This is a genomic window from Paenibacillus sp. J22FR83 (genome assembly GCF_059691955.1).
In genome coordinates, this window is the sequence record NZ_JCAUAM010000020.1 from 18326 (window position 1) to 39534 (window position 21209).

The window sequence follows — 21209 nt, forward strand, 5'->3', positions numbered from 1 at the left end:
GGGCGCCCGGCATCCCAGGGCTGAATAACTGCAAAACCTACAGCTAATTCTAAGGAAAACGCCTAAATTTGGAGATTAACTGGAAAACCTACATCTAAAATCCTCGTTTTATCCCATATTGCTTTATATGCGAGAGATTAGATGTAGAAAATCCATCTAATTCGGAATTTGTAGGGAAAAATGAAAAATTAGATGGAGTTTTTCCATCTAAGTGGTGGCTGAGCTACTTAAATTCTCCCGATCCACCAACAGAAGCACCAATCCCATCAAGCCTTCCTCATCAGCAACAAGCTAATTCCCTCAATCCACCTCTACCAATAGACGCACCAATCCCACCAAGCCTTCCGCATCAGAAACAAGCTAATTCCCTCAATCCACCTCCACCAACAGAAGCACCAATCCCATCAAGCCTTCCGCATCAGAAACAAGCTAATTCCCTCAATCCACCTCCACCAACAGAAGCACCAATCCCATCAAGCCTTCCGATCAGCAACAAACTAATTACTCCCACCCACCACCGCCAGACGAACCAACCCCACCACTCCTTCCGCCTCAACAACAAGCTAATTCCTCCTCATCCATCACCACCAGCCACACCAATCCTCCCCCACACCTCATAATCTTGCACATCCAACCCCCATGCTCACAAACGTGCACATAGAAAAAATCGTATTGACAGAACGAGCAACGCTTCCTAAAATATTAATTAGCCGACTAACTAAAAAAGGGGGTACTTTCTTGTCACGTCACCACCATAATTCAGAATCGCTTACTCATTTGATGTCGCATTTGCTCAAAATGCACCGGCATACGATTGATCGAATTATTCATTCTTATGATGTGTATCCAGGACAGCCGCCTCTATTGCTTGCTTTATCCGTAGAGGATGGCTTAAGCCATAGCGATCTTGCAGATCGTATCCACAATAAACGCGCTACCTTGTCCGTGATGGTGGACCGCATGGAGAAAACAGGCCTCGTCGAACGTCGTCCTGATGAGAATGATCAACGGGTTACCCGCGTCTATCTGACGGAGAAGGGCAAGGAAGTCACTGTTCATGTCAAAGAGGCGATCCAGACGGCGGATGAGATGACTTTTGCGCATTTTCTACCTGAGGAAAAATTGCTGTTTCGCCGCCTGCTGCTTCAAATGAAAGATAATCTCCGTCCTAAAGACGAGTAAATTAGTTAGCTGACAAACAAAAGAAAGGACATCATACCATGTGGAAACTTCGATCGTTTGTTAAACCGTACTGGTTCATAACGCTGCTTGCCCCCTTGCTGATGGTGATGGAGGTATGCATGGATTTATCCCAGCCCCGCCTCATGGCGACGATTGTGAATCACGGTGTTGCCGAAGGTAATCTCGCCTTAATATGGTCAACGGGCCTACATATGCTTGGCGTGGCCGTCGTTGGCCTGATTGGTGGTGCAGGTTGTACATTCTTCACAGTGAAAGCTGCCCAGAACTTCGGCGCTGATCTGCGGCTAAACATATTCGAGAAAGTGCAATCCTTGTCGTTCCGACAATTGGATACCTTCTCGACGGGCTCGCTGATCACTCGCTTGACCAGCGATGTGATGCAGATGCTGAACATCCTGCAGATTCTGCTGCGCCAATTTACACGTGAGGCATCGCTGCTTATCGGCAGCTTGATCATGGCTGTGGTCATTTCACCCCGCCTTTCCTTAATCCTACTAGCGGTCGTACCGATTCAATTCGTCATTCTGTATCTGCTGATGAAACGTTCTACGCCGCTTTTTCGCCAAATGCAGACGAAGATTGATCGCGTAAACACGGTTATGCAAGAGAGTACGACGGGCATTCGTGTAATCAAAGCTTTCGTACGTGCTGCGTTCGAGCGGACCCGCTTTGGCACGGCGAATACGGACTTGCTGAATGCCAGTCTTAGCTCCGCTCGCGCATTGGCTACCAGCGGGCCGCTGATGACGTTGATTTTGAACATAAGCATTGTGGCTGTGCTGTGGTTCGGAGGAGCTCAAACGTGGAGCGGTTCGATGGCCATCGGTGATTTGGCCGCATTCATCATTTATATAAGCCAAGTGCTGTTTTCACTCGTTTCCATTACGAATACACTGATGAACATTTCCCGCGCACAGGTCTCCGCTGAACGGATTCGAGAGGTTCTCGATACGAAAGTAGACCCGAATGAGCCAAAGTTGCTTGAACCACACCCATCCTTGGCTACATCATCCCCGGAATCTAGGGTGGCGGGCTGTGAGCTAGAATTCGATCGGGTATCATTCACATATGAAACAGCACCTGATCAACCAGTTCTTCATGATATTTCGTTCAGGGCCTTGCCAGGTCAAACGATTGGCATTCTAGGGGCAACGGGCTCAGGGAAATCCACCCTTGTCAGCTTGATTCCTCGTCTCTACGATGCGACCAGTGGACATATTCGCCTGAATGGTGTTGATGTGAAAGAACTGCCTGTCGAGCAGTTGCGCAGTCAAGTGGGCATTGTGTTGCAGCAGTCGATTTTGTTTAGCGGAACGATCCGCGATAACATTGTTTTCGGCAGGCCAGGGGCCTCGGATGCAGAGATGAAGGCAGTGGCCCAAGCTGCAGAAGCCGATAGCTTCATTTCTAAGCTGCCTGAGGGGTATGAAGCCAAGTTAGGACAACGAGGTGTGAACCTATCCGGCGGCCAAAAGCAACGAATAGCCATTGCTCGTGCCTTGCTTCTGCGATCTCCCTTACTTGTGCTGGATGACAGCACGAGTGCCATTGATCTAAGTACGGAGAAACGCATCCAGCGTTCTCTACAAGCGTTGATGGGGGGCAGCACACGCATCATTATCGCGCAGCGTGTTTCATCCGTTTTGCAGGCTGATCAAATCCTTGTCCTAGATGAGGGACGAATTGCGGCGCGCGGAACTCACGAAGAGCTGCTTGCGACAAGCGCGCTATACCAAGATATATACAACTCCCAGCAAGGGAAGGAGGCTGCTCTGCATGGCTAACAAGCAACCGCGCAAACCTCGCGCCAAAAACATCGGAGCAACCCTCCTTCGCATGTGGGGCTATCTGAAGCTTCAGCGTACAGGACTGGTCACTGTTGCGATTCTGACAGTTGTCGGGAGTGGCCTCGCCCTGCTCGGACCTTATTTAATTGGCAGAGCCATTGACGATTACATTATTCCTCGGGACCGAAATGGATTACTGGGACTCTGTCTCCTTCTGCTGGGCTGCTACGTTTTTAGCGGAGCCGCATCTTGGATTCAATCCTATCTGATTGCTGGGGTATCCCAGCGGACGGTGTGGCAAATGAGGCAGGATCTTTTCCGTCACCTGCATAAGCTGCCTATTAGTTATTTTGACAAGACCTCGCATGGGGAACTTATGAGCCGTACGACCAATGATGTAGATAATGTTGCCACTACGCTCAGTCAAAATTTAACCCAGATTATGACCAGTATCATTATGATTGGCGGGTCTTTGGTTATGATGATTACGTTGAATATTTGGCTGACCCTCATCGCATTAGTGACGGTTCCGCTCGTGCTCTTCATAACGAAGCAAATTACGAAACATACACAACGCTTGTTCAAAGAGCAGCAGCAACGGCTCGGTGAACTGAATGGTTTAATCGAAGAGACGATCTCTGGGCAAAAGGTTGTAAAAACGTTCCAACGCGAAGCTGCTGCCGTCGATCAACTCGCTGCAATCAATGGGCAACTTCGTGTTGCTGGAACAGGTGCACAGCAGCTTTCGGGCATGATGGGCCCAAGCATGAATATGATCAATCATTTTAGTTTCATTTTACTGGCTGCTATCGGGGGTTGGATGGTGCTGAGGGGATGGACGATGGTTGGTGTGATTATCTCCTTTTTGAACTATTCGAAACAATTCAGCAGACCGATTAACGACCTTGCTAACCAATATAATATGATTCAGTCGGGGATTGCGGGTGCGGAGCGGGTTTTTGAAGTGATGGATACTGAGACGGAGTACGGATCGGCCCAAGCGGGTGTTCAACTAACGGATGTCAAAGGGGAAGTCGTGTTTCAAAATGTGTCCTTCAGCTACACCGACGAAGTGCCTACGCTGCAAGGAGTTTCGTTCACGGCGGAGCCTGGCGATTTGATTGCGTTAGTGGGGCCCACCGGTGCAGGCAAGACAACGATTATCAATCTGCTGACTCGTTTCTACGATGTCAATGAGGGCAGTATTACAATAGACGGGCTCGACATTCGTGATATGCAAAAAGACAGCCTACGCAGCCAGCTCGGTCTCGTGCTGCAGGATGTGTATCTGTTCTCGGGGACGATCCGAGAAAATATCCGCTTCGGCCGCTTGGACGCGACGGACGAAGAAGTGGAGGCCGCCGCGCAGCTAGCGAACGCGGACGGGTTCATTCGCAAGCTGCCAAGCGGCTATGACGCCAAGTTGACCGCCGGAGGCGGCAACTTGAGTCAGGGCCAGCGGCAGCTGCTCACGATCGCGCGGGCGATTCTCGCCGACCCCGCGATTCTCGTGCTCGACGAGGCGACGAGCTCCGTCGACACGCGCACGGAACTGCACATCCAGCAGGCGATGGGCGTGCTTATGAAGGGGCGAACAAGCTTCGTCATCGCCCACCGGCTCAGCACGATTCGCGAAGCGAGTGCGATCCTGGTCATCCACGGCGGCGAGATCGTGGAGCGCGGCACGCACGAAGAGCTGCTGGCGCTTCGTGGGCATTACTATGACTTGTACGCGAGCCAATTTAGCGAAGCGAGTTCACTTTGACGGACATGGCGTCCGGCAAAGAAAAAAAGGGAGTTGCCATTGAGGCAACTCCCTTTTGCTAGTGCTCCGCGCACCCAATCTAGCTACCTGCACCCCCCATCCGTCCGATCGCCAACCTGCCACATTGCCTAACACTAGTCCATCACCAACCTATCTACCCGCGAACCCCATCCGTCCTCCGCCAATCCAGCCAGATCAGCCCCCCGCCAACCAATTAACTGGATTTTCTCCATCTATTCCGGCACCTTTTCCCCATCTAGGCAGAATAACTGGATTTTCTCCATCTAATTCCGGTCATTTCTGCCGAAATGTCTCCACACCTAAGAAATAACTGTACTTTTTCCAGCTAAACGCAGAAAGCAGCCCAACTAGCCAATATTAGCTGTAGTTTTTACAGTTAATACTCACCGGGAGGTGTCAAGTGGTGATTCTAGAGCCTCGTCATAGACACGGACCTGATTCCGGCCTGCGCGCTTGGCCTGATACAAGGCGATGTCTGCATGTTTCAAAAGCATTTGCAAAGATTCTCCACGATGGCTTGCCTGCGTTAATCCGAAGCTCGCCGTTATGGATATCGAGCCATAGCTGCCGTTCATCTCTTTGGCAGCCAGCTGTGCGCGAATATGTTCGGCGAGTAAAGCAGCTTTGTCCAGCGAGCAATCTGGCAATGCGATGACGAACTCCTCGCCGCCATATCGGGCAATCAGCGCGCCAGGCGCATCTGCTTCAATCTTTCTCGCGACTTTCACGACATGCTGAATCGCGAGGTCGCCAACGTCGTGACCGTAGGTATCATTGATATGTTTGAAATGATCGATATCGAAGAGAAGGATGCACGTCGTGAGCTGATTACTCGAATCCTCCTCGAGAATCATTTTACTCCGACGGAGAAACTCCGATCGATTCAGCAACTTCGTTAAGCCATCATAATAGGCCAGTTGTTCCAATTGATCTTGGAGCCGTTTTTGTTCTGTGACGTCGATTACCATTAATAAGCTCCCAATAGGCTCCCCGTTGCGTCCTCGAACAACAGAGGAGCGGATTTGGTAAAAGCATTCTTTGCCATCAGCAGCGCGCCAACTAAATTCTTCCTGCACACCGTCCTCTAATCGCGGTACGGGAAACGGTGCATCTGACAATCGGATCCAAATTTCATCAAGCGTTAATCCAAGCATGTCAGTTGTTGTGAATCCGGGAAACATCACGTTAATCACACCGTTGGTATCTACCAGCCGATCTGCGAAGTCCAACACAATGGCGCCTTCCCGCATGCTTTCAAAAATACGATCTTTCGCTATCGGAATAATGGTTAGCATTTTAGTCGATACAATTGCCCAAATGTACATGGCAGAGGTTATACAAAGTATCATAGGTACGGGGTCAATGCCATACGGTGTTACGCCCATTAGATAGACGAATGCACCGGTCATCGGCATGAATTGGCCCATGATTAAGGTAACGAGCTGTAAGCGGTACGCTTTTTTGGTCTGACGCCATCTGCGCAGCAGCAAGACGACGGCCGCAAGCATGCAACCGAATATATAAGCCCCGTGCACGATGTAATATTGTCCGATAACGATATCTGTCGTGAGGAAGGGAGCATTTTCGCGAAAATACATATCTTTATAAAATAAATGATGATAGTCGTTGGTGATTACCATGACCAGGGTAATGGCTGGAATGACGAAGAGTGCGGCGATCTTGGTGCGGGTCAGGTTCACGCCAACATACTGCATGACAATCAGTAAACCGATGGCAGGAGCAGCCCCGATGCCGATATATTCAAACATTGTCCATATTTTTACCTCGGCAATTGTATCACTGGCCATTTCAAAAGCATGAGCAAAAATATAGATAGCTTGTGTAGTTGTATAGATAACAAATGTATAGGCGCCTGGTATTTCTTTGCGCTTGATATAGGCATAGATACAGAGAAAGACTGTAAAAACACCCGAGGTCGCGATGAGTGATATGAACATAGTTAGTGTAGGATCCATGAGTTATACTCCAGTTATTGTAGGATTTTTAGCTAAATTGTCGATTTAATCGTATCATATCCTTGCGTATGCTCATAGGAAACGCATAGAAAATGTGAGGGAACGCAAAGGGATGCAACGGTATGCAAAGAGATGCAAGAATGGAAAGGAGATACAAAATTTAGTAAACTAATAACACCGAGTGTAATCAAGTAAAATTAGCCTGGAGGCGCGAATATGGATAGCTTTAACGCAATTGTCGTGGAGCGAATACAGGATCAGTTTGCTTGCCAAATAAAAGAACTGCGCATGGAGGATTTACCCGCTGGGGAAGTGACGATCCGCGTCGCTTACTCCGGTATTAATTATAAAGATGCGATGGCTTGCAGCCCTTCGGGGCGAGTCGTGCGCCAGTACCCGATGGTACCTGGCATCGATCTGGCGGGGACGGTCGTGGCCTCGTCGGATCCCCGCTATCGCGAGGGCGATGAGGTGCTCGTGACCAGCTATGAGCTGGGCACAGGGCATTTCGGCGGGTTCAGCGCGTATGCGCGCGTCCCCGCCGATTGGGTGGTGCCACTCCCGCAGGGACTGACGCATCGCGAAGCGATGATTCTCGGCACGGCGGGATTGACAGCAGCCCTGTCCATTCACCGAATGGAACAGAATGGGCTGCGCCCAGGACAGGGACCCGTGCTCGTGCGTGGGGCAACGGGTGGTGTAGGAAGCAGCAGCGTCTCGATGCTCGCCGCCCTCGGTTATGAAGTGGAGGCAAGCACAGGGAAGTCCGCTGACCATGCGTATTTGCTTGAGCTTGGTGCGACGCGCGTGCTAACGCGCGAGGAGCTTTCGCCTGCCGAGAGTAAGCCGATTACGAAGGAGTACTGGGCAGGTGCGGTTGATCCGGTCGGAGGATTGGCGCTCGCGCACATGCTCAGTCGGATGAAATACGGCGCCTCTGTGGCGCTGAGTGGATTGACGGGCGGCGCGGATTTTGCGGCGACGGTGTATCCTTTTATCCTGCGAGGTGTGAATGTGCTAGGGATTGATTCTGTCTATTGCCCGTCAGCAGTGCGAACTGTGCTCTGGGAGCGGATGGCGACGGAGTTGAAACCACGGATGCTCGAACAGACGGTGTATAAGGAAGTCGGGTTGGATGAGGTTGCTGAGGCCGCACAGCTCGTTCTAGAAGGCAAGGTCAGAGGCAGGGTGCTGGTTCGGCTGTAACGGTTTCGTTTGGAATTATGAGTGAGGGAGTGTTGGAATTATGAAAATGCGGGTATCCGCTGTTCAATATCATTTACATACAATTAGCAGCTTTGAAGAGTTTGCCGCACAGGTGGAGCATTATGTGAAGGTGGCGCAGGAGTTCGAGGCGGATTTTGTCCTGTTCCCGGAGTTGTTCACCACCCAGTTAATGTCTATTGGCGATGAGAGCGGCAAAGCGTTGCCGATCGAGGCACTGCCTTCTTTTACAGAGGCTTATCGCGACTTGTTTCAAGGACTCGCCCAGCAAACGGGCATGCATTTGATCGGCGGTACGCACATTACGTCTGAGGGGGACAAACTGTTCAATACAGCGTTCCTGTTCTATCCAGATGGTCGAATTGGCGAGCAGAAAAAGCTGCATATTACCCCAACGGAAGTGAAGGAATGGGGAATGGGTGCGGGGGATTCGCTGCAGGTTTTTGATACGGACAAAGGTCGGATAGCCATTCTCGTCTGTTACGACGTGGAATTCCCAGAAATCGTGCGGATGGCGCGTGCTCGTGGGGCTGATGTGTTATTCGCTCCATCGTGTACGGATGATCGCCACGGCTTCCACCGGGTTCGGTACACGTGCCATGCTCGGACGATTGAGAATCAAATTTACGTGGTGACCACAGGGACGGTAGGCGCCTTACCAACGGTTGATTTCATGCGAGGGAACTTCGGGCAAGCCGCTGTCATTACGCCAAATGATGTGCCATTCCCGCCCAAAGGCATTCTCGTCGAAGGCGAGATTAATGGCGATATGGTCGTGACCGCCGATCTTGACCTCTCGCTGTTAGCCGTCGTTCGCGAGCGGGGCTCCGTCACTACATGGCGTGACCGTCGTACCGATTTGTACACGGATTGGTCATGATGAGATGAGAAAACATCTCTATGTATTCGATGGTGATACCCCCGTTGAGGCGGTCATTCGTACTTATGGTGTTGCGGATTTTGATGCGTTGATTGCAGTACAGCAGGCGAGTTTCCCGCCGCCCTTTCCCTCGGAACTCTGGTGGACGAAGGAGCAACTGACGGAGCATGTGACACGGTTTCCGGAGGGGGCGCTGTGCGTAGAAGTGGCGGGTCAAGTTGTAGGCTCGATTACAGGACTGCGTGTGGATAGCGAGGTTATGGCGGCAAGTGCTGATCACAGCTGGTCAACTATAACGGATGATGGGTATATCCGCACGCATCGTCCAGATGGTGATACACTCTACATCGTGGATGTCTGCATCATGCCAGCTTACCGTAAGCTTGGGTTAGGCAAATGGCTGATGCAATCGATGTATGAAGTCGTCGTTCAGTTAAGGCTAGCACGTTTGCTGGGAGGCGGGCGGATGCCAGGCTACCACCGAGTTGCGGAGGCCATGAGTGCGGATAGCTATATGGCAGCCGTCATGGCGGGGACGATGAAGGACCCGGTAATTACGTTCCTGCTAAGATGCGGCCGCACGCCAGTGGGTGTGGTTGCGGGGTATTTGGAAGATGAGGAATCGCTGAATCATGCGCTGTTGATGGAGTGGCGGAATCCTTTTATAACATAAAATTAGGAGTGAGTTGACCTTATGGAATTCGTACGCATAACGAGTATTGAGGATCCGTTGTTTCGATCGATGCATGATCTGATGAAAGAGGTATTCCCCCCAGAGGAAGTGTTGGATTATGCTTTGTGGAAAGAGCCGTTAGAAGACCCGGGCATTCGTGTTTTTGTGGCGGTGCATGAAGGTAAAGTCGTCGGTACGACTGAGTACCGCTATTACGAGGATTGGCAAGTGGCGATGACGGATTTCACCATTATTGGTGGAGCGGGGCTTGGGATCGGTCGGTTTCTAGCAAGAAAACGCTGGCAGGACCTAGAACGACTTGCCGCAGAATCAGGGAATCCAATGGTAGGGATGTTCGCTGAGATTTATGATCCGTATCGGATCGAGGGACATGCTTTTGGCGGTGTGAAGCCGATGGATCCTTACGTTAGGCGTGAGGTATTGTCGCATCTTGGCTATAAACGGATTGATTTCCCTTACGTGCATCCTTCCTGGGAAAACAATGGAGAAGCTGTCGAGGAGCTAGATCTATGTTTCCTGCCAACGGATGAAGATCAAGCGGAGATTAGTGCGGCGCTAGTCGCGAAATTCTTGCGGCGGTATTATGCGGTGCTTGCGAATAAGCCCCATGCGTGGGAAGCGATGGTTGATGGTCTAGAAGGGAAACAGACGCTGGCGCTGCTGCCGTTGTAAGTTATGGTTTTATGCATGCAAAAAGGAGTCCGAATGGACTCCTCTATTTCTATCTAGGTTACTCGTCTACCAACCGAAATCTAGTGTTTTACCCGTCTCGGCTAACGTCTTGATGTTGCTGAGAATCATCCACCAGCTGGCTTTCGTCGACTCGAAGCTCGGGTGATCTGGCGTCCATTGATCGTTCACGAGCGTCAATTTGGTACAACTGCCTACGGTTTCTAAAGTGATGGTCATACGTGATTCAAAATCTGCATGGTTCTCTCGATAAGAAGGCCCAGCATGCTCCGTGCAGCTAAGTAATTTCTCAGGCTCATAGGCCAGAATTGTGCCATACACATGCACCGTGTCATCGCCATCTTGACCAGGACCGATATAGGAATAATCCGAGCCAATTTCAAAAGTTGAATGCAGCACGCTGCCAAATAAAATTTGCCGAGTACCTTCTGGCGTGATGAGAATATCCCAAACTTGCTTCGTGCTTGCACCGATATAAAATTCATACTTTAGCTCCATAATCGCTCGCACTCCTTCGCTTCTGTAATCCTACCTATCATAATGTATCTAGTATCCCATGTATTGTAAAAACGCGACAAGGAGTGTTCGTTATGTCTACGAATCTAAATCTAAGTCAGAGTCATCAACCTGTAAGTCCGCCTATGCCTAGTCTGGGTATCATTAATTTTCAGCAGGGTGGGCACAAATTTCAATTAAGTCGATATGCGCCTGCTGAGGATGTGGCCTTTTTCGTTCGGCATTATTGGGTGGTCCGATGGGACCTTGCAGGAAAAGATCCCTATACCCAGCATGTGATCCCGAACCCCTGCGTGAATCTTGTTGTGGAGCCAGAGCGCACGGCCATATATGGACCTGGTAAAGAGAAATACGGACATCACCTGGAAGGGCAGGGAAGTGTGTTCGGTGTGAAATTCAAACCGGGCGGGTTCTATCCCTTTGTCCAGGAAAACGTGTCTAACATGTTGAATAATCCGCTGAGTATTAGGGATGTTTTTGATACGGACCCGCGACTGATGGAAGCGCAAGTATTCGGTCACAGCGACGATGGGAGGAACGTTAGTCTAGTTGAAAGTATGATTCGTTCCAAACTGCCTGCCCAGGATGAACAGGTCGCACTGGTTAATCAGATCGTGGATTATGTGTACGGACAACCCGAGATTACAAAAGTGGATGCGGTTTGTGAACATTTTCAGATAAATATTCGCACTCTGCAGCGCCTTTTCGACCAGTATGTCGGCGTCAGCCCGAAATGGGTGATCAAAATCGCCCGCATCCAAAGCGCGGCAGAAACCACCGACGGTACCGACACGCATAATTGGACGAAGCTATCGATGGATCTCGGCTATCATGATCAATCGCATTTCATTAAGGATTTCAAGTCGATCCTGGGTCAGACGCCGGAGGAATATGTGCTGATGAAGCGGGCGAAGTGAAGGGTGCACCCATGAACCCCATGCAATCTCTGCAACTCACGCATCCAGAGCTCCACCCTCCTTGCTACTCTGCGTCTCCACTGAAAGTTAACTGGAAAACCTACAGTTATTTCCCGGAATTTTTACTGAAAAGAATGATTAACTGGAAAACCTCCATCTATTTGGGGGGATTTCTGCCAGCGGTATCGATTTGAGCAGAATTAACTGTAGAAAATCCAGCTATTTCAAGCAAAGAGCCCTTTTCGAGGAAAATAACTGTAGGAAATCCATCTAAAGCTACAGCCCCCCATGCAATCCTTCACCAAACTAATCTACTTAAGGCGACAACTCACGCTTCTAATCACGTGCAGGCGCCTACCACTTCCTACATAGCCTGCTGCTTGGCATTTTCCCTCTTTTTCTTAAGAAGTGGGCCTAGGAGCACAACTCCTGCAACTAGCAAACAGCCGCTTAACACATACACCGCCAACAACGAAGTTGTATCCTTCAAATAACCAGATAAAGCCATCCCTATCAGCATCATCCCCATGAAAATCGGCGTAATCGCTCCGCCAACTCGCCCCATGAACGGCCCCTCGGTGTTCCGCATAATTAGAGTTTGAATACCGACATGGATACATGGATAGAACAAGCCACTTACGATCTGTAGGATTAGCGTCACGGATACGAGGGTGGAGATGCCGACACCGATCGTGCACACGGCACTAACTAGCAAACCTACGGCAAGCAAATATTGCGGCTTAACCTTCTTTGCAATCCCCATAATGACCATACCACCGATCAGCATGGCAGCCCCATTCGCCATCAGAAACCATTGCAGGGATTCTTTGTTTAATCCTAGTTTCTCAATGGCTATGAATATCGCGAGCGGCTGAACAAGACCTGCGGCTAATCCTGTGACACCGAAGGTCAGACTTAGTGTTCGGAGTGCATGGCTGGCTTGCACATATCGCAGGCCAGCGAACAGCTCTTTGGTGAAGTTACTGTTACCCGCAGTGACTTCTTCTTTGTCGTCTTTCGGGAGGAAAGTAAGCACTAGTGATGATCCTAGGAACATTCCACCTGTAAGAATAAGAGAAGCTTCAATACCGTAGTTCAGGTAGATGAATGTACCAAAGACAGGCCCCAATACCATGAAAATCGCTACTAGCGATTGAGACATAGCCATAACCCCCTGGAGGTGTTCCGCGGGTACGTTCTTTTTATAGAGCTTCATGGCAGAGGGTTGTGAGAATTGCGATAAACTGGCGGAAATAAACGTCCCCACGAGCAAGGCGTACCAAGAGCCAGAGAGTACGGCAAACAGTACGATGAAAACAGTAAGGGCAGAAATGAAGTCACACCAGACCATGGTCAACTTCGGACGCCAACGATCTGCGAATGTCCCGCCAATGAAGGCGAAGATGAAAATAGGTGCTGTCTCCACAATGGAAATCAAGGACACATACTGCGGATTATTGTGGGTAATGTCCGAGATATAGAGGAGGATAGCGAAATTACGAATCCAAATACCAAGCTGCAGGAGCACGCGGGATAGGAGAATGGTACGAACATAACGATTGGTTAACAAGGGTTTCAGTCCTTTCGGTTTAATATTTACTAAATTAGTAATTTACTAAGTTAGTAAAATAACAACCAAATCATAGCTCACTCGACCGAAAGAAGTCAATGGTGTTTTTGTATTTGGCAATAAAAAAAGGCTGCCCTAGGGGCAACCGTAATCGTAGTAGTCCGTTATTTTCGATGAATCTTACGCACTGCGAAGAGATAAACAATTGTGGGCACGGGTGCCTGCACAATGCCCCAAATGCCCCAAAACCAAGGGTGGCGGGCCCCGCGTCTACGTGAGTCAATGTAAAGCCATGTGCTTTGTCCGAGTAAAATCAATGCAATACCGATCCATGCCCAGAGGGGCAGTTGATCGAATTTAGATTCAGTTGGTGTCATGAACATCCACCTGCTTTCTTAAGAGTAGCCAAGCTAACGGACCCACGATGGCCGCGGCTTGGATGGTGAGGAAGGCAACGGGCTGAGCAGTTACCGTGAGATACAACACATAGAACAAAAGCATTGCGCTGATCCAGAGGATCACTAGATCGCGCAACAGCTTGGATTGCCGTTTGCGCTTGGCCTCAGCAATTTGCTGATGGAACCAAGCAGCGCTCGGCGTTGGCACTTGAACAGCGGCTTCGAGGAGCGCCAGCCCCTCACGCAGCTGGCGAGCGGCTGCTTCATCGGCTGCCTCTTCGCTTTCTTCGGCTCCCCGCCGCCGCTTGACTAACTCATCATCCATCTAGCTCAGCTCCTTTCGTAGTTGTTTTAGTGCGTTGTGCACCCGTGATTTCACGGTGCCCTCCGCGATGCCGAGCATACCGCCAATTTCTTCGTAGGTGTACCCGTAGTAATGCTTGAGAATGAGTGGGATGCGACGCTCACGTGGCATATCGGCCAAGGCATGTAACACTTCCGGCCAATTGTCATCCGTGTGATGTGCTGTCTGCCATTGGAGTTGGCGCAAGGATTGCTGCTGTTCTTTCTCCTGCCACTTGCGCTCCCAAAGTCGGCGTCTGCCCTGATCGATCATCAACCGAGTAGCGATGGTAATTAACCAGGACGAGAACTTCGAAGTCCCGTTATAGAGCTTTATTTTTTCAATGCATCGGGCCATCGTTTCTTGCGTGAGATCCTCAGCTTGGGAGGGATTCAGCGTAATTTTAAGCAAATATTTATACACAAACCCATAGTGCTGCTGCAGCAGCTGAGACAGAGCCGCGGTGTCATCTAGCATGGCTCGACGAATGAATTCGTTCTCTTCCAAGTGATTGAACATCCTCTCTGCCTGGTTTCATAGATAGTACGAACAGCTCATGAAGATCGTTCACGGCTGCGCGAAAAAATATGTAGAATGATTTATTAGCTTACCACCGCCGTGCTCAGACATGTATAATGACAGCAGGTAAGTCCATAATGAATGAGATGATTAATGGAGGACAACATATGAAACAAGGCATATATGCAAGAGCGGGTTTATCTTCTGAAGAGTTAGAGGAAGTTCGAGCGCTATGGGAGCTATGTAATAAACATGAAGGTATAGATATTAAATTAAACTGGGGCACCTTATCCAGTCGTCCTGCTGGCGTGACGAACGATTTCGTTTATTATGAAAATGATAGGATTGTCGGCTTCCTCGCTATTTACAGCTTCTTATCTACCGAGGTGGAGATCAGTGGTATGGTACATCCAGAGGCGCGGCGGCGGGGGGTTTTTGGACAGCTTGTTGCTAGAGCGATGGAGGTGTGTGGTGAAAGAGGCGTACCAAAGCTGATCTTCATCAATGAGCGTGGATCGGAAAGCGGGAAGGCATTTTTGACCAAGCTTGGGGCCGATTACTCTTTTTCCGAATATGTGATGGAACTGAAAGATCAGATCATCCCGCCTGGGGCTACCCACACAGATTTATCGATTCGATTAGCAGACACCTCCGATACGGAGCTGTTAGTTAAACTGAATATGTCGGGCTTCGACATGTCGGAAACTGACACGCGTGAGTATGTGAAGCAAACCATTACGGGTGACAAGGAACGGACGTGGATTGCGGAGCTAGATAGGGAGCCGATTGGAAAAATTGGTGCGATGGTGGAGCCGGGCGAGAGTGGATTTGTTTATGGCTTTTGCATGTTGCCTGAGATCAGGGGCAAGGGGTATGGCCGCCAGATACTGAGTCAAACGATTACAGCGTTGAAACAACAAGACCAAGCAGAGCACATCAAGCTGGAAGTGTCGGTAGAGAACGAGAAGGCGCTCGGCCTCTATGAATCTTGTGGATTTGCCACGAAGAACGCGAACGACTATTACGTGCTCCTACGCGGTTAAAAAAAGGATAGCGCAGCAGATTCATCTGCTGCCTATCCTTTTGTGCTATGTGAGGCTTTATGGTCGGTAGCCCTCCCGCCACGCCACCCAGCCACCCAGACGAGATTAACTGGAAAACCTCCATCTATTTTCGCCGCTTCGGGTCGATTTGGACGATTAGCTGGAAAATATACAGTTAAATTCCCCTAAATCTACTGTATCTGCGAAATCGGGTCAAATTAACTGGATAAAATCCAGTTATTGTATCAAATGTGCGAAAAATAGCAGAAATAGCTGTAGTTTATCCAGTTAAAGTAGCGGTGGCTCAATGTTCAGCGATACGGGAGCTAGCGTGGTGCGTTAATCGTCAATAGTATGTCAGTGGTACCTGTGTTGGACGATGTAATGTTACCGTGGCGCAATATTCGGCGATGGTATGCCACCGTGATGCCGTTAAATCTAATGATAAATAAGTTCAGATGCCGAGCTAATAATCGTTCCTGTATTCAGGCCTATGCAGATGTCCTTCATCGAACCTGGCTTATCAAAGTTGAACACATGAATTGGCACATGGTAGTCTCGTGCTAGAATGAAAGCCGATTGATCCATCACCTTCAAATTGTGCTGAATCACATCGTTGTAATGGAGGGATTTGTACTGGAGCGCCTCCTGATGGTGCTTCGGGTCTTTGTCGAAGACGCCGTCCACGCCTTGCTTCGCTACGAGAATGGCGTCGCAGTTGACTTCGATCGCCCGCTGCACAGACGGATAGTCCGTCGTAACGAAAGGCTGACCGTTCCCGCCGGCGAAAATGACGATGTACCCTTTTTCCAGGTGATGAATGGCACGTAAACGGATAAAGGGCTCCGCCACAGATGCAATTGGAATCGCTGTCATCACACGCACTTCGGCTTCGGTCTTCGCTTTCAACACCCCGCGCAGCATTAGGCTATTGATGACCGTCGCGAGTGTGCCGATATTGTCAGCCTCTGCTTTCTCGATGCCCCAGCTTTCACCCATATTGCCACGAAAAATATTACCTCCACCAATCACAAGACACACTTCAACGCCTAAATTCACGACAGTCATAATTTCATTGGCGATATGATCCAATTGTGTAGGGTCGAATCCGAAAGAACTGTCGCCTGCGACAGCGCCGCCACTAAGTTTAATGAGGACGCGCTTGTACCGTAAAGTCATTACCATATCCCCTCTCTGATGAGAACGCCTGTACGATTCATTATGTCTGCAAAAAAACACTAAAGCCTCAAATGCTTTAGTGTTTGCTGTTGTCTATTTCATCATGTTAGAAGTAATTGTACATGAATTATGCGGGATTATGCAATTTCTGCGGAACACGCATATGGACGATAAGTCCAATGATCACAAGGACTAACAAGGAGCCCAGAGCGACGCGGCTCGCTAAGTTGCCAGTGGAGGCCAACGCCCATGTGATGGAGCCATACAGTAAAGGTCCGACAATGGAGGACACCTTCCCCGAGAAGGCGAATAGTCCGAAAAATTGGCCGCGTTTTTCTTCCGGCGTTAGCTGCACGATTAATGTACGGGAGGTCACCCACATTGCCCCCATAGAGACGCCATATAAGCTGCCTGCCACCCAGAAGATGCTTTGACTTGTGGCTAAAGAGGCGAGGGAGATAGCTACAATGAGGATCAACGCAACAATGGTTACTGCCTTCTTAGGTCCAATGCTGCGTGTCACATAACCGAAGAGGAAGGAGCCGACCACGCTAGACACGGTTGATACCAAATATAGGAGAATGAACTGCCCGGTCGAGAAGCCCATGACGGTATTCGCATAAATAGCCATAACGGCAATCGCGGTAGCGATGGCATCGTTAAAGAAGAAGTAGGCGATCATGAACGTGAAAGCTGCTTGGTACTTCCTCGCTTCTTTGAACGTCGTCCAGATCTCACGATAACCGCTTAGCAGGGACTTGTTGCTTGCCACTGGTTTCTGTCGTTTCTCTTTGTACAAGAACATGATCGGCAGTGAGAAAAGGAGGAACATGACCGCACTTGGAATAAAGGTACTTTCGAAGTGATTATCATGAACGAACAGGAAAGCAATAAGACCGACAAGCGTTCCTACATAACCGACGGCTACACCGAATCCAGAGATCAGAGGAATCTCGCGTTCATTGCCCAGGTCAGAGATCATGGAATCATAGAATACTAAGCTGGAGTTATAGAAAAATTTGGCGATCATGAAACATATAATGACACCGATAATCGACGTGTTAAGCCCTAGCCATTCTTGGTCAGTCTCCCATAGTGCGGATGCTCCCATTAGAAATGTGGCGAGGATCGCAACCAGTGTGAAGGGGACGAGATAGGCCTTCTTTTTGCCTGTACGATCAATCCATACACCGAATAAGGGAGATAGGAGCACTAAGAAGAAGCTGGATAGCGCATTAGAATAAGTGATGAACGTGCTTGCGATCTGATTCATTTCCTCACTGCTGCCTAAAGTTTCTTTTAAGTAAAACGGATAGAACACAGTTACGATATTGGAAGAAAAAATGGTATTAGCAAAGTCATACATCGCCCATGCAAAAATTGGCAGGGAGAAAAATAACGCCCAAACACTTCGCCCACGTGCGGGGTTGGTAGCGGATTCAAGTTTTGCCATAAGGGCACACCCTTTCTCTTCACTTACCTCTATTTCTCTATTATATTGGCGATTATGCAGGGAAATCCCTCTACTTCACAATAAAAATAAAATCTCCCCCACCTCAAATAGGTAGGAGAGATCGTTAACGTTTATTTGTCTGATGGGGGCTTGATGATATCAACTTCAATCATGTCCTGATTCTCTTCCATTTTGAGCACATTAATGCCGTTGCGTTCTAAGGTAGTGGAGAGTGCCTCTTTATCTTGAACGGGAAAAACATAGGCTAAGCTGCTCTTATTGTCGAGCAATCGCTTCGCTACCTGGACGAGACGTTCCATCGTGAACGGCTTCTTCAGATATTTCTCAATCTCTTTCTCATGATAATCATGAGGCGGGTCGAGCGCTGTTGAAACAATAACCGGCGTTTGGGCATGCTGGGGATGTTTATATAGGTCTGCGATGAAATCCCAGCCCGTTTTCTCGCCTTCCAGATGAATGTCTACGATGAACAGAATGGGGCCTTCACCCTCACAGCGACGTAGTGCAATCATACCTTCTTCGGCGGAACGCAGTTGGATAGAGGGCAGACCTAGCTTATGCAAGGCGACCCCGATTAATTTGGCCAGGTTATCATCGTCTTCAAAAATAACGATTTTCCCGTCTAATCCGGAAATCTCATAGAGATCGAGTTCAATACGGAACGTGGTGCCTTGTCCCATTTCGGATGTATAAGAGATGTGGCCGCCATGGCCTTCGACGATTTCCTTTACAATGGCTAGTCCGAGGCCAGTACCGCCAATCTGGCGGCGGTCGGAGTTATCGACACGGAAGAATTTCGAGAACATATGCTCATTCGCCTCAGGTGGTATACCTAGTCCGTAATCTTGAATGGCAATGGATACTTTACCCTCATGCGCTAATAGGTGAATGTCGATATGATCTGCACCCGGCGAGTATTTAATAGCATTGCTAATGAGGTTATCAAAGACTTGACGAATACGGTCCATGTCTGCGCGTACCCAAAGTTCAGGCTCAGTCTGGTGAACGACGATCTGATGCAACTGCTTGTCCTGCCATTGGTCGGCGATTTCGGTGACAAGGGCTTGCAAATGAATCGGTGCGAAATTGTACGATTGACGACCGGACTCCATCCGCTGCAGATCCAAGAAATCATTAATTAAATTCGACAATCGCTGTGCTTCGTTATAAATGGTTTCCATGTAACGTTTCTGCTTCTCTTGCGGCAGGTCGCGATGCAGTAGAATCTCTACGAAACCGAGCACACTGGCAAGTGGAGTCCGCAGCTCATGAGAAACAATGGAGATAAATTCATTTTTCATTTCATCGACGCGCTCTTCTTCCGTACGATCACGGAAAACGAAGAGATAGCCTTGCTGCTCCGTGCCTTCGCTAACAACGGTAGCGTAGAGCTCCGCGTGTTGAAGCTGTTCGTCCTGTTGGAAGCTGAAGCGCTGCGTCAAGTGAGACAACGATCGATCAATCAAAGCTTCGATGGAAGCGGCTACCCCATGAAAACTAGGTGATTCAGCTACAATCTCGGAGCTGCAACTCACAAGGTTCTCGCCAATCCGATCATTCAACCCGAAATACTGATTCATACGATGATTGGAAAAGAGGATCTTGCCCTCGGAATCACACATCATCATGCCCTCGTGGGCGGATTCTAGAATATTTTGAATAAGGTCATGTTGACCTTCTAATAACAACTTCTCTGCCGTGAGTTGATCGTTCAGCAAGGCTAGGCTTTCTGCCTGCTGCAATTTCTCATCACTCACAACCTGAGCATAGAAGGCAAGTCCGAATTGACGAACTAAACCTTTGGTCAGACGCTGATTATCATCTTGAAAGAGCGAACATTGGTAGCTCGTCAGTAAAAGAAAACCAATGACTTCCTGCTTGTCATCCGTCAGTGGCATGTAATGATCGATGGCACGTGTCATGCCATTATGAACACCTTGCTCATTTCCTGTCACATCACGGGTATGGGTAATCGAAACGCCTTCTTCGAATACACGTCTAGCTGGTCCGAAGAGTTCACTGCGAGAGGCTTGAATATGTCCTTTCGGATACCCGATGGAATGAATAACGTTGTAGGAACTAACGCCATGCTCTGAGCGCTCTTCCAGGACAACCAAAGCGGCATCCTGCGCAAGCGAATTTAATAAGGCGGGCAGCGTATGTTTCAAGAAATCAGTTAATTTCACATAGCCAGTGAGCTTCTCTTGGTACGAGGAGATGAGTTCCAAATCCCGTTCACGCTCAGAGAGCTTAGCCAGTGTAACTTGCTGTTCCTCTTGTTGGGCAATAATCTCCTCGTTCTGGGATTCCAAACTTTCGGCCATATAACGGTAAGTTTCTTCGCTCTTGCGCAGTTCTTTCTCCGCTTCGTAGGAACGTATCGAGATGAAGAGGGACATACCTCCTGCAACAAGCGCGATTAGGAAACCGATAATGGTGATCAAACGAGAAGTTTTGCCTGCTTGCTGAGAAGCCTCATAGGAGGTAGAGGTGATCTGTTCAATATTATTTTCAATACTCGTATGAATGACACGATAGCGATCCATTAACGTTTTGCCACCAGTGACACGGGTTTTCGCTTCTTCAATTTTGCCTGAACGGTATAATTCCAGGGTTGTATCATAATACTTTTGCAAATTGGTAATGGCAGGGATAGCTTGGGTATCGATAATAATTTGTAGAGTCGGATATTTCTTGTCGTAGGTTGAAAGCACATTTAAACTATTGGCGACTTGCTCTCTTCCTGTTGTGTAAGGTTCAAGGAACTGCTCACTTCCACCTAATAGATAACCACGGAGACCTGTCTCCTGATTAATTATGCTGGTTAATAGACTATTGGCCGTCGTTAGAATTGGAAGAGCTTGATTCACGATCGCATTGTTCTCTCTCTCCATATTTCGAGAGGCCATGTAGTTGGATACACTGACGAAGGCTAGTAAAAGCACTATTAAAATGACATATAACATGGAGATCCGCGATCTCGTGAAAGTTTTCATTCCAATCGGTCACC

General features: G+C 49.0%; 19 protein-coding genes. 9 read left to right on the top strand and 10 right to left on the bottom strand.

All coding sequences use genetic code 11. From position 1 onward, the window contains the following. Positions 1 to 418: 418 nt before the first annotated feature. Entirely contained in the window at positions 419 to 559 is a 141-nt protein-coding gene (locus AC58PV_RS28725; protein WP_497436195.1) for a hypothetical protein, read from the bottom strand. Between the two features lie 179 nt (positions 560 to 738). On the opposite strand from AC58PV_RS28725, the gene AC58PV_RS28730 reads away from it, so the two are divergent. The 3 genes from AC58PV_RS28730 to AC58PV_RS28740 are packed head-to-tail and all read left to right on the top strand — an operon-like array spanning position 739 to position 4755. After that, positions 739 to 1182 carry a MarR family winged helix-turn-helix transcriptional regulator gene (locus tag AC58PV_RS28730; RefSeq protein ID WP_497436197.1) on the top strand — a complete coding sequence of 148 codons (444 nt, stop codon included), beginning with the start codon at positions 739 to 741 and terminating at the stop codon, positions 1180 to 1182. A gap of 38 nt (positions 1183 to 1220) precedes the next feature. Continuing rightward, positions 1221 to 2987, top strand: coding sequence for an ABC transporter ATP-binding protein (locus AC58PV_RS28735; protein ID WP_497436198.1), 1767 nt, complete (start codon positions 1221 to 1223; stop codon positions 2985 to 2987). After that, a complete protein-coding gene (locus AC58PV_RS28740) occupies positions 2980 to 4755 on the top strand; it encodes an ABC transporter ATP-binding protein (protein ID WP_497436199.1) in 1776 nt (591 codons plus the stop codon). Before AC58PV_RS28735 ends, AC58PV_RS28740 begins: the two co-directional genes overlap by 8 nt. 404 nt (positions 4756 to 5159) lie before the next feature. On the opposite strand, the gene AC58PV_RS28745 is transcribed toward AC58PV_RS28740, so the two are convergent. Beyond that, positions 5160 to 6752: a histidine kinase N-terminal 7TM domain-containing diguanylate cyclase gene (locus tag AC58PV_RS28745; RefSeq protein ID WP_497436201.1), complete on the bottom strand. Its 1593-nt coding sequence runs from the start codon at positions 6750 to 6752 to the stop codon at positions 5160 to 5162. Positions 6753 to 6968: 216 nt separating this feature from the next. On the opposite strand from AC58PV_RS28745, the gene AC58PV_RS28750 reads away from it, so the two are divergent. From AC58PV_RS28750 to AC58PV_RS28765, 4 genes are read left to right on the top strand one after another with little or no spacing between them, the layout of a single operon-like run. Beyond that, entirely contained in the window at positions 6969 to 7958 is a 990-nt protein-coding gene (locus tag AC58PV_RS28750; RefSeq protein WP_497436202.1) for an acrylyl-CoA reductase family protein, read from the top strand. A gap of 40 nt (positions 7959 to 7998) precedes the next feature. Then, positions 7999 to 8856: a carbon-nitrogen hydrolase family protein gene (locus AC58PV_RS28755; protein ID WP_497436204.1), complete on the top strand. Its 858-nt coding sequence runs from the start codon at positions 7999 to 8001 to the stop codon at positions 8854 to 8856. Between the two features lie 4 nt (positions 8857 to 8860). Next, positions 8861 to 9529, top strand: coding sequence for a GNAT family N-acetyltransferase (locus AC58PV_RS28760; RefSeq protein ID WP_497436205.1), 669 nt, complete (start codon positions 8861 to 8863; stop codon positions 9527 to 9529). 21 nt (positions 9530 to 9550) lie between these two features. Continuing rightward, entirely contained in the window at positions 9551 to 10222 is a 672-nt protein-coding gene (locus tag AC58PV_RS28765) for a GNAT family N-acetyltransferase (RefSeq protein ID WP_497436206.1), read from the top strand. A gap of 66 nt (positions 10223 to 10288) precedes the next feature. On the opposite strand, the gene AC58PV_RS28770 is transcribed toward AC58PV_RS28765, so the two are convergent. After that, the gene (locus AC58PV_RS28770; RefSeq protein WP_497436207.1) at positions 10289 to 10738 is read right to left on the bottom strand and encodes an SRPBCC domain-containing protein; all 450 of its coding nucleotides are present in this window, start codon (positions 10736 to 10738) and stop codon (positions 10289 to 10291) included. A 92-nt stretch (positions 10739 to 10830) separates the two neighbouring features. Between AC58PV_RS28770 and AC58PV_RS28775 the strand changes: the two genes are divergently transcribed. Next, on the top strand, positions 10831 to 11673 hold the full coding sequence (locus AC58PV_RS28775; protein ID WP_497436209.1) for a DUF6597 domain-containing transcriptional factor: 843 nt from the start codon (positions 10831 to 10833) through the stop codon (positions 11671 to 11673). A gap of 364 nt (positions 11674 to 12037) precedes the next feature. On the opposite strand, the gene AC58PV_RS28780 is transcribed toward AC58PV_RS28775, so the two are convergent. The 4 genes from AC58PV_RS28780 to sigY form a co-directional block, all read right to left on the bottom strand. Then, positions 12038 to 13243, bottom strand: coding sequence for an MFS transporter (locus AC58PV_RS28780; RefSeq protein ID WP_497436210.1), 1206 nt, complete (start codon positions 13241 to 13243; stop codon positions 12038 to 12040). Between the two features lie 164 nt (positions 13244 to 13407). Further along, positions 13408 to 13620, bottom strand: coding sequence for a sigmaY antisigma factor component (locus tag AC58PV_RS28785; protein ID WP_497436211.1), 213 nt, complete (start codon positions 13618 to 13620; stop codon positions 13408 to 13410). Further along, the gene (locus AC58PV_RS28790; protein WP_497436212.1) at positions 13607 to 13966 is read right to left on the bottom strand and encodes a YxlC family protein; all 360 of its coding nucleotides are present in this window, start codon (positions 13964 to 13966) and stop codon (positions 13607 to 13609) included. The genes AC58PV_RS28785 and AC58PV_RS28790 overlap by 14 nt, the downstream gene beginning before the upstream one ends. After that, on the bottom strand, positions 13967 to 14491 hold the full coding sequence (sigY, locus tag AC58PV_RS28795) for an RNA polymerase sigma factor SigY (RefSeq protein ID WP_497436213.1): 525 nt from the start codon (positions 14489 to 14491) through the stop codon (positions 13967 to 13969). Between the two features lie 179 nt (positions 14492 to 14670). Here sigY and AC58PV_RS28800 point away from each other — a divergent pair, with 179 nt between their 5' ends. Then, the gene (locus AC58PV_RS28800; protein WP_497436215.1) at positions 14671 to 15546 is read left to right on the top strand and encodes a GNAT family N-acetyltransferase; all 876 of its coding nucleotides are present in this window, start codon (positions 14671 to 14673) and stop codon (positions 15544 to 15546) included. 438 nt (positions 15547 to 15984) lie between these two features. Here AC58PV_RS28800 and pyrH read toward each other — a convergent pair whose 3' ends face one another. From pyrH to AC58PV_RS28815, 3 genes are all read right to left on the bottom strand, one after another. Continuing rightward, positions 15985 to 16725, bottom strand: coding sequence for a UMP kinase (pyrH, locus tag AC58PV_RS28805; RefSeq protein WP_497436216.1), 741 nt, complete (start codon positions 16723 to 16725; stop codon positions 15985 to 15987). Positions 16726 to 16852: 127 nt separating this feature from the next. Further along, positions 16853 to 18178 (bottom strand): MFS transporter, encoded by a 1326-nt coding sequence (locus tag AC58PV_RS28810; protein ID WP_497436217.1) that lies wholly within the window; start codon positions 18176 to 18178, stop codon positions 16853 to 16855. Between the two features lie 131 nt (positions 18179 to 18309). Then, complete coding sequence (locus tag AC58PV_RS28815; protein ID WP_497436218.1) at positions 18310 to 21195, bottom strand: ATP-binding protein; 2886 nt, start codon at positions 21193 to 21195, stop codon at positions 18310 to 18312. Between the last annotated feature and the right edge of the window lie 14 nt (positions 21196 to 21209).

Excerpts from the sequence above, each read along its gene's own strand:
- AC58PV_RS28735 (WP_497436198.1), top strand. The coding sequence starts at position 1,221 with ATGTGGAAACTTCGATCGTTTGTTAAACCGTACTGGTTCATAACGCTG.
- AC58PV_RS28740 (WP_497436199.1), top strand. The coding sequence starts at position 2,980 with ATGGCTAACAAGCAACCGCGCAAACCTCGCGCCAAAAACATCGGAGCA.
- AC58PV_RS28745 (WP_497436201.1), bottom strand. The coding sequence starts at position 6,752 with ATGGATCCTACACTAACTATGTTCATATCACTCATCGCGACCTCGGGT.
- AC58PV_RS28750 (WP_497436202.1), top strand. The coding sequence starts at position 6,969 with ATGGATAGCTTTAACGCAATTGTCGTGGAGCGAATACAGGATCAGTTT.
- AC58PV_RS28755 (WP_497436204.1), top strand. The coding sequence starts at position 7,999 with ATGAAAATGCGGGTATCCGCTGTTCAATATCATTTACATACAATTAGC.
- AC58PV_RS28760 (WP_497436205.1), top strand. The coding sequence starts at position 8,861 with ATGAGAAAACATCTCTATGTATTCGATGGTGATACCCCCGTTGAGGCG.
- AC58PV_RS28765 (WP_497436206.1), top strand. The coding sequence starts at position 9,551 with ATGGAATTCGTACGCATAACGAGTATTGAGGATCCGTTGTTTCGATCG.
- AC58PV_RS28770 (WP_497436207.1), bottom strand. The coding sequence starts at position 10,738 with ATGGAGCTAAAGTATGAATTTTATATCGGTGCAAGCACGAAGCAAGTT.
- AC58PV_RS28775 (WP_497436209.1), top strand. The coding sequence starts at position 10,831 with ATGTCTACGAATCTAAATCTAAGTCAGAGTCATCAACCTGTAAGTCCG.
- AC58PV_RS28785 (WP_497436211.1), bottom strand. The coding sequence starts at position 13,620 with ATGACACCAACTGAATCTAAATTCGATCAACTGCCCCTCTGGGCATGG.
- AC58PV_RS28790 (WP_497436212.1), bottom strand. The coding sequence starts at position 13,966 with ATGGATGATGAGTTAGTCAAGCGGCGGCGGGGAGCCGAAGAAAGCGAA.
- AC58PV_RS28800 (WP_497436215.1), top strand. The coding sequence starts at position 14,671 with ATGAAACAAGGCATATATGCAAGAGCGGGTTTATCTTCTGAAGAGTTA.
- pyrH (WP_497436216.1), bottom strand. The coding sequence starts at position 16,725 with ATGACTTTACGGTACAAGCGCGTCCTCATTAAACTTAGTGGCGGCGCT.
- AC58PV_RS28810 (WP_497436217.1), bottom strand. The coding sequence starts at position 18,178 with ATGGCAAAACTTGAATCCGCTACCAACCCCGCACGTGGGCGAAGTGTT.
- AC58PV_RS28815 (WP_497436218.1), bottom strand. The coding sequence starts at position 21,195 with ATGAAAACTTTCACGAGATCGCGGATCTCCATGTTATATGTCATTTTA.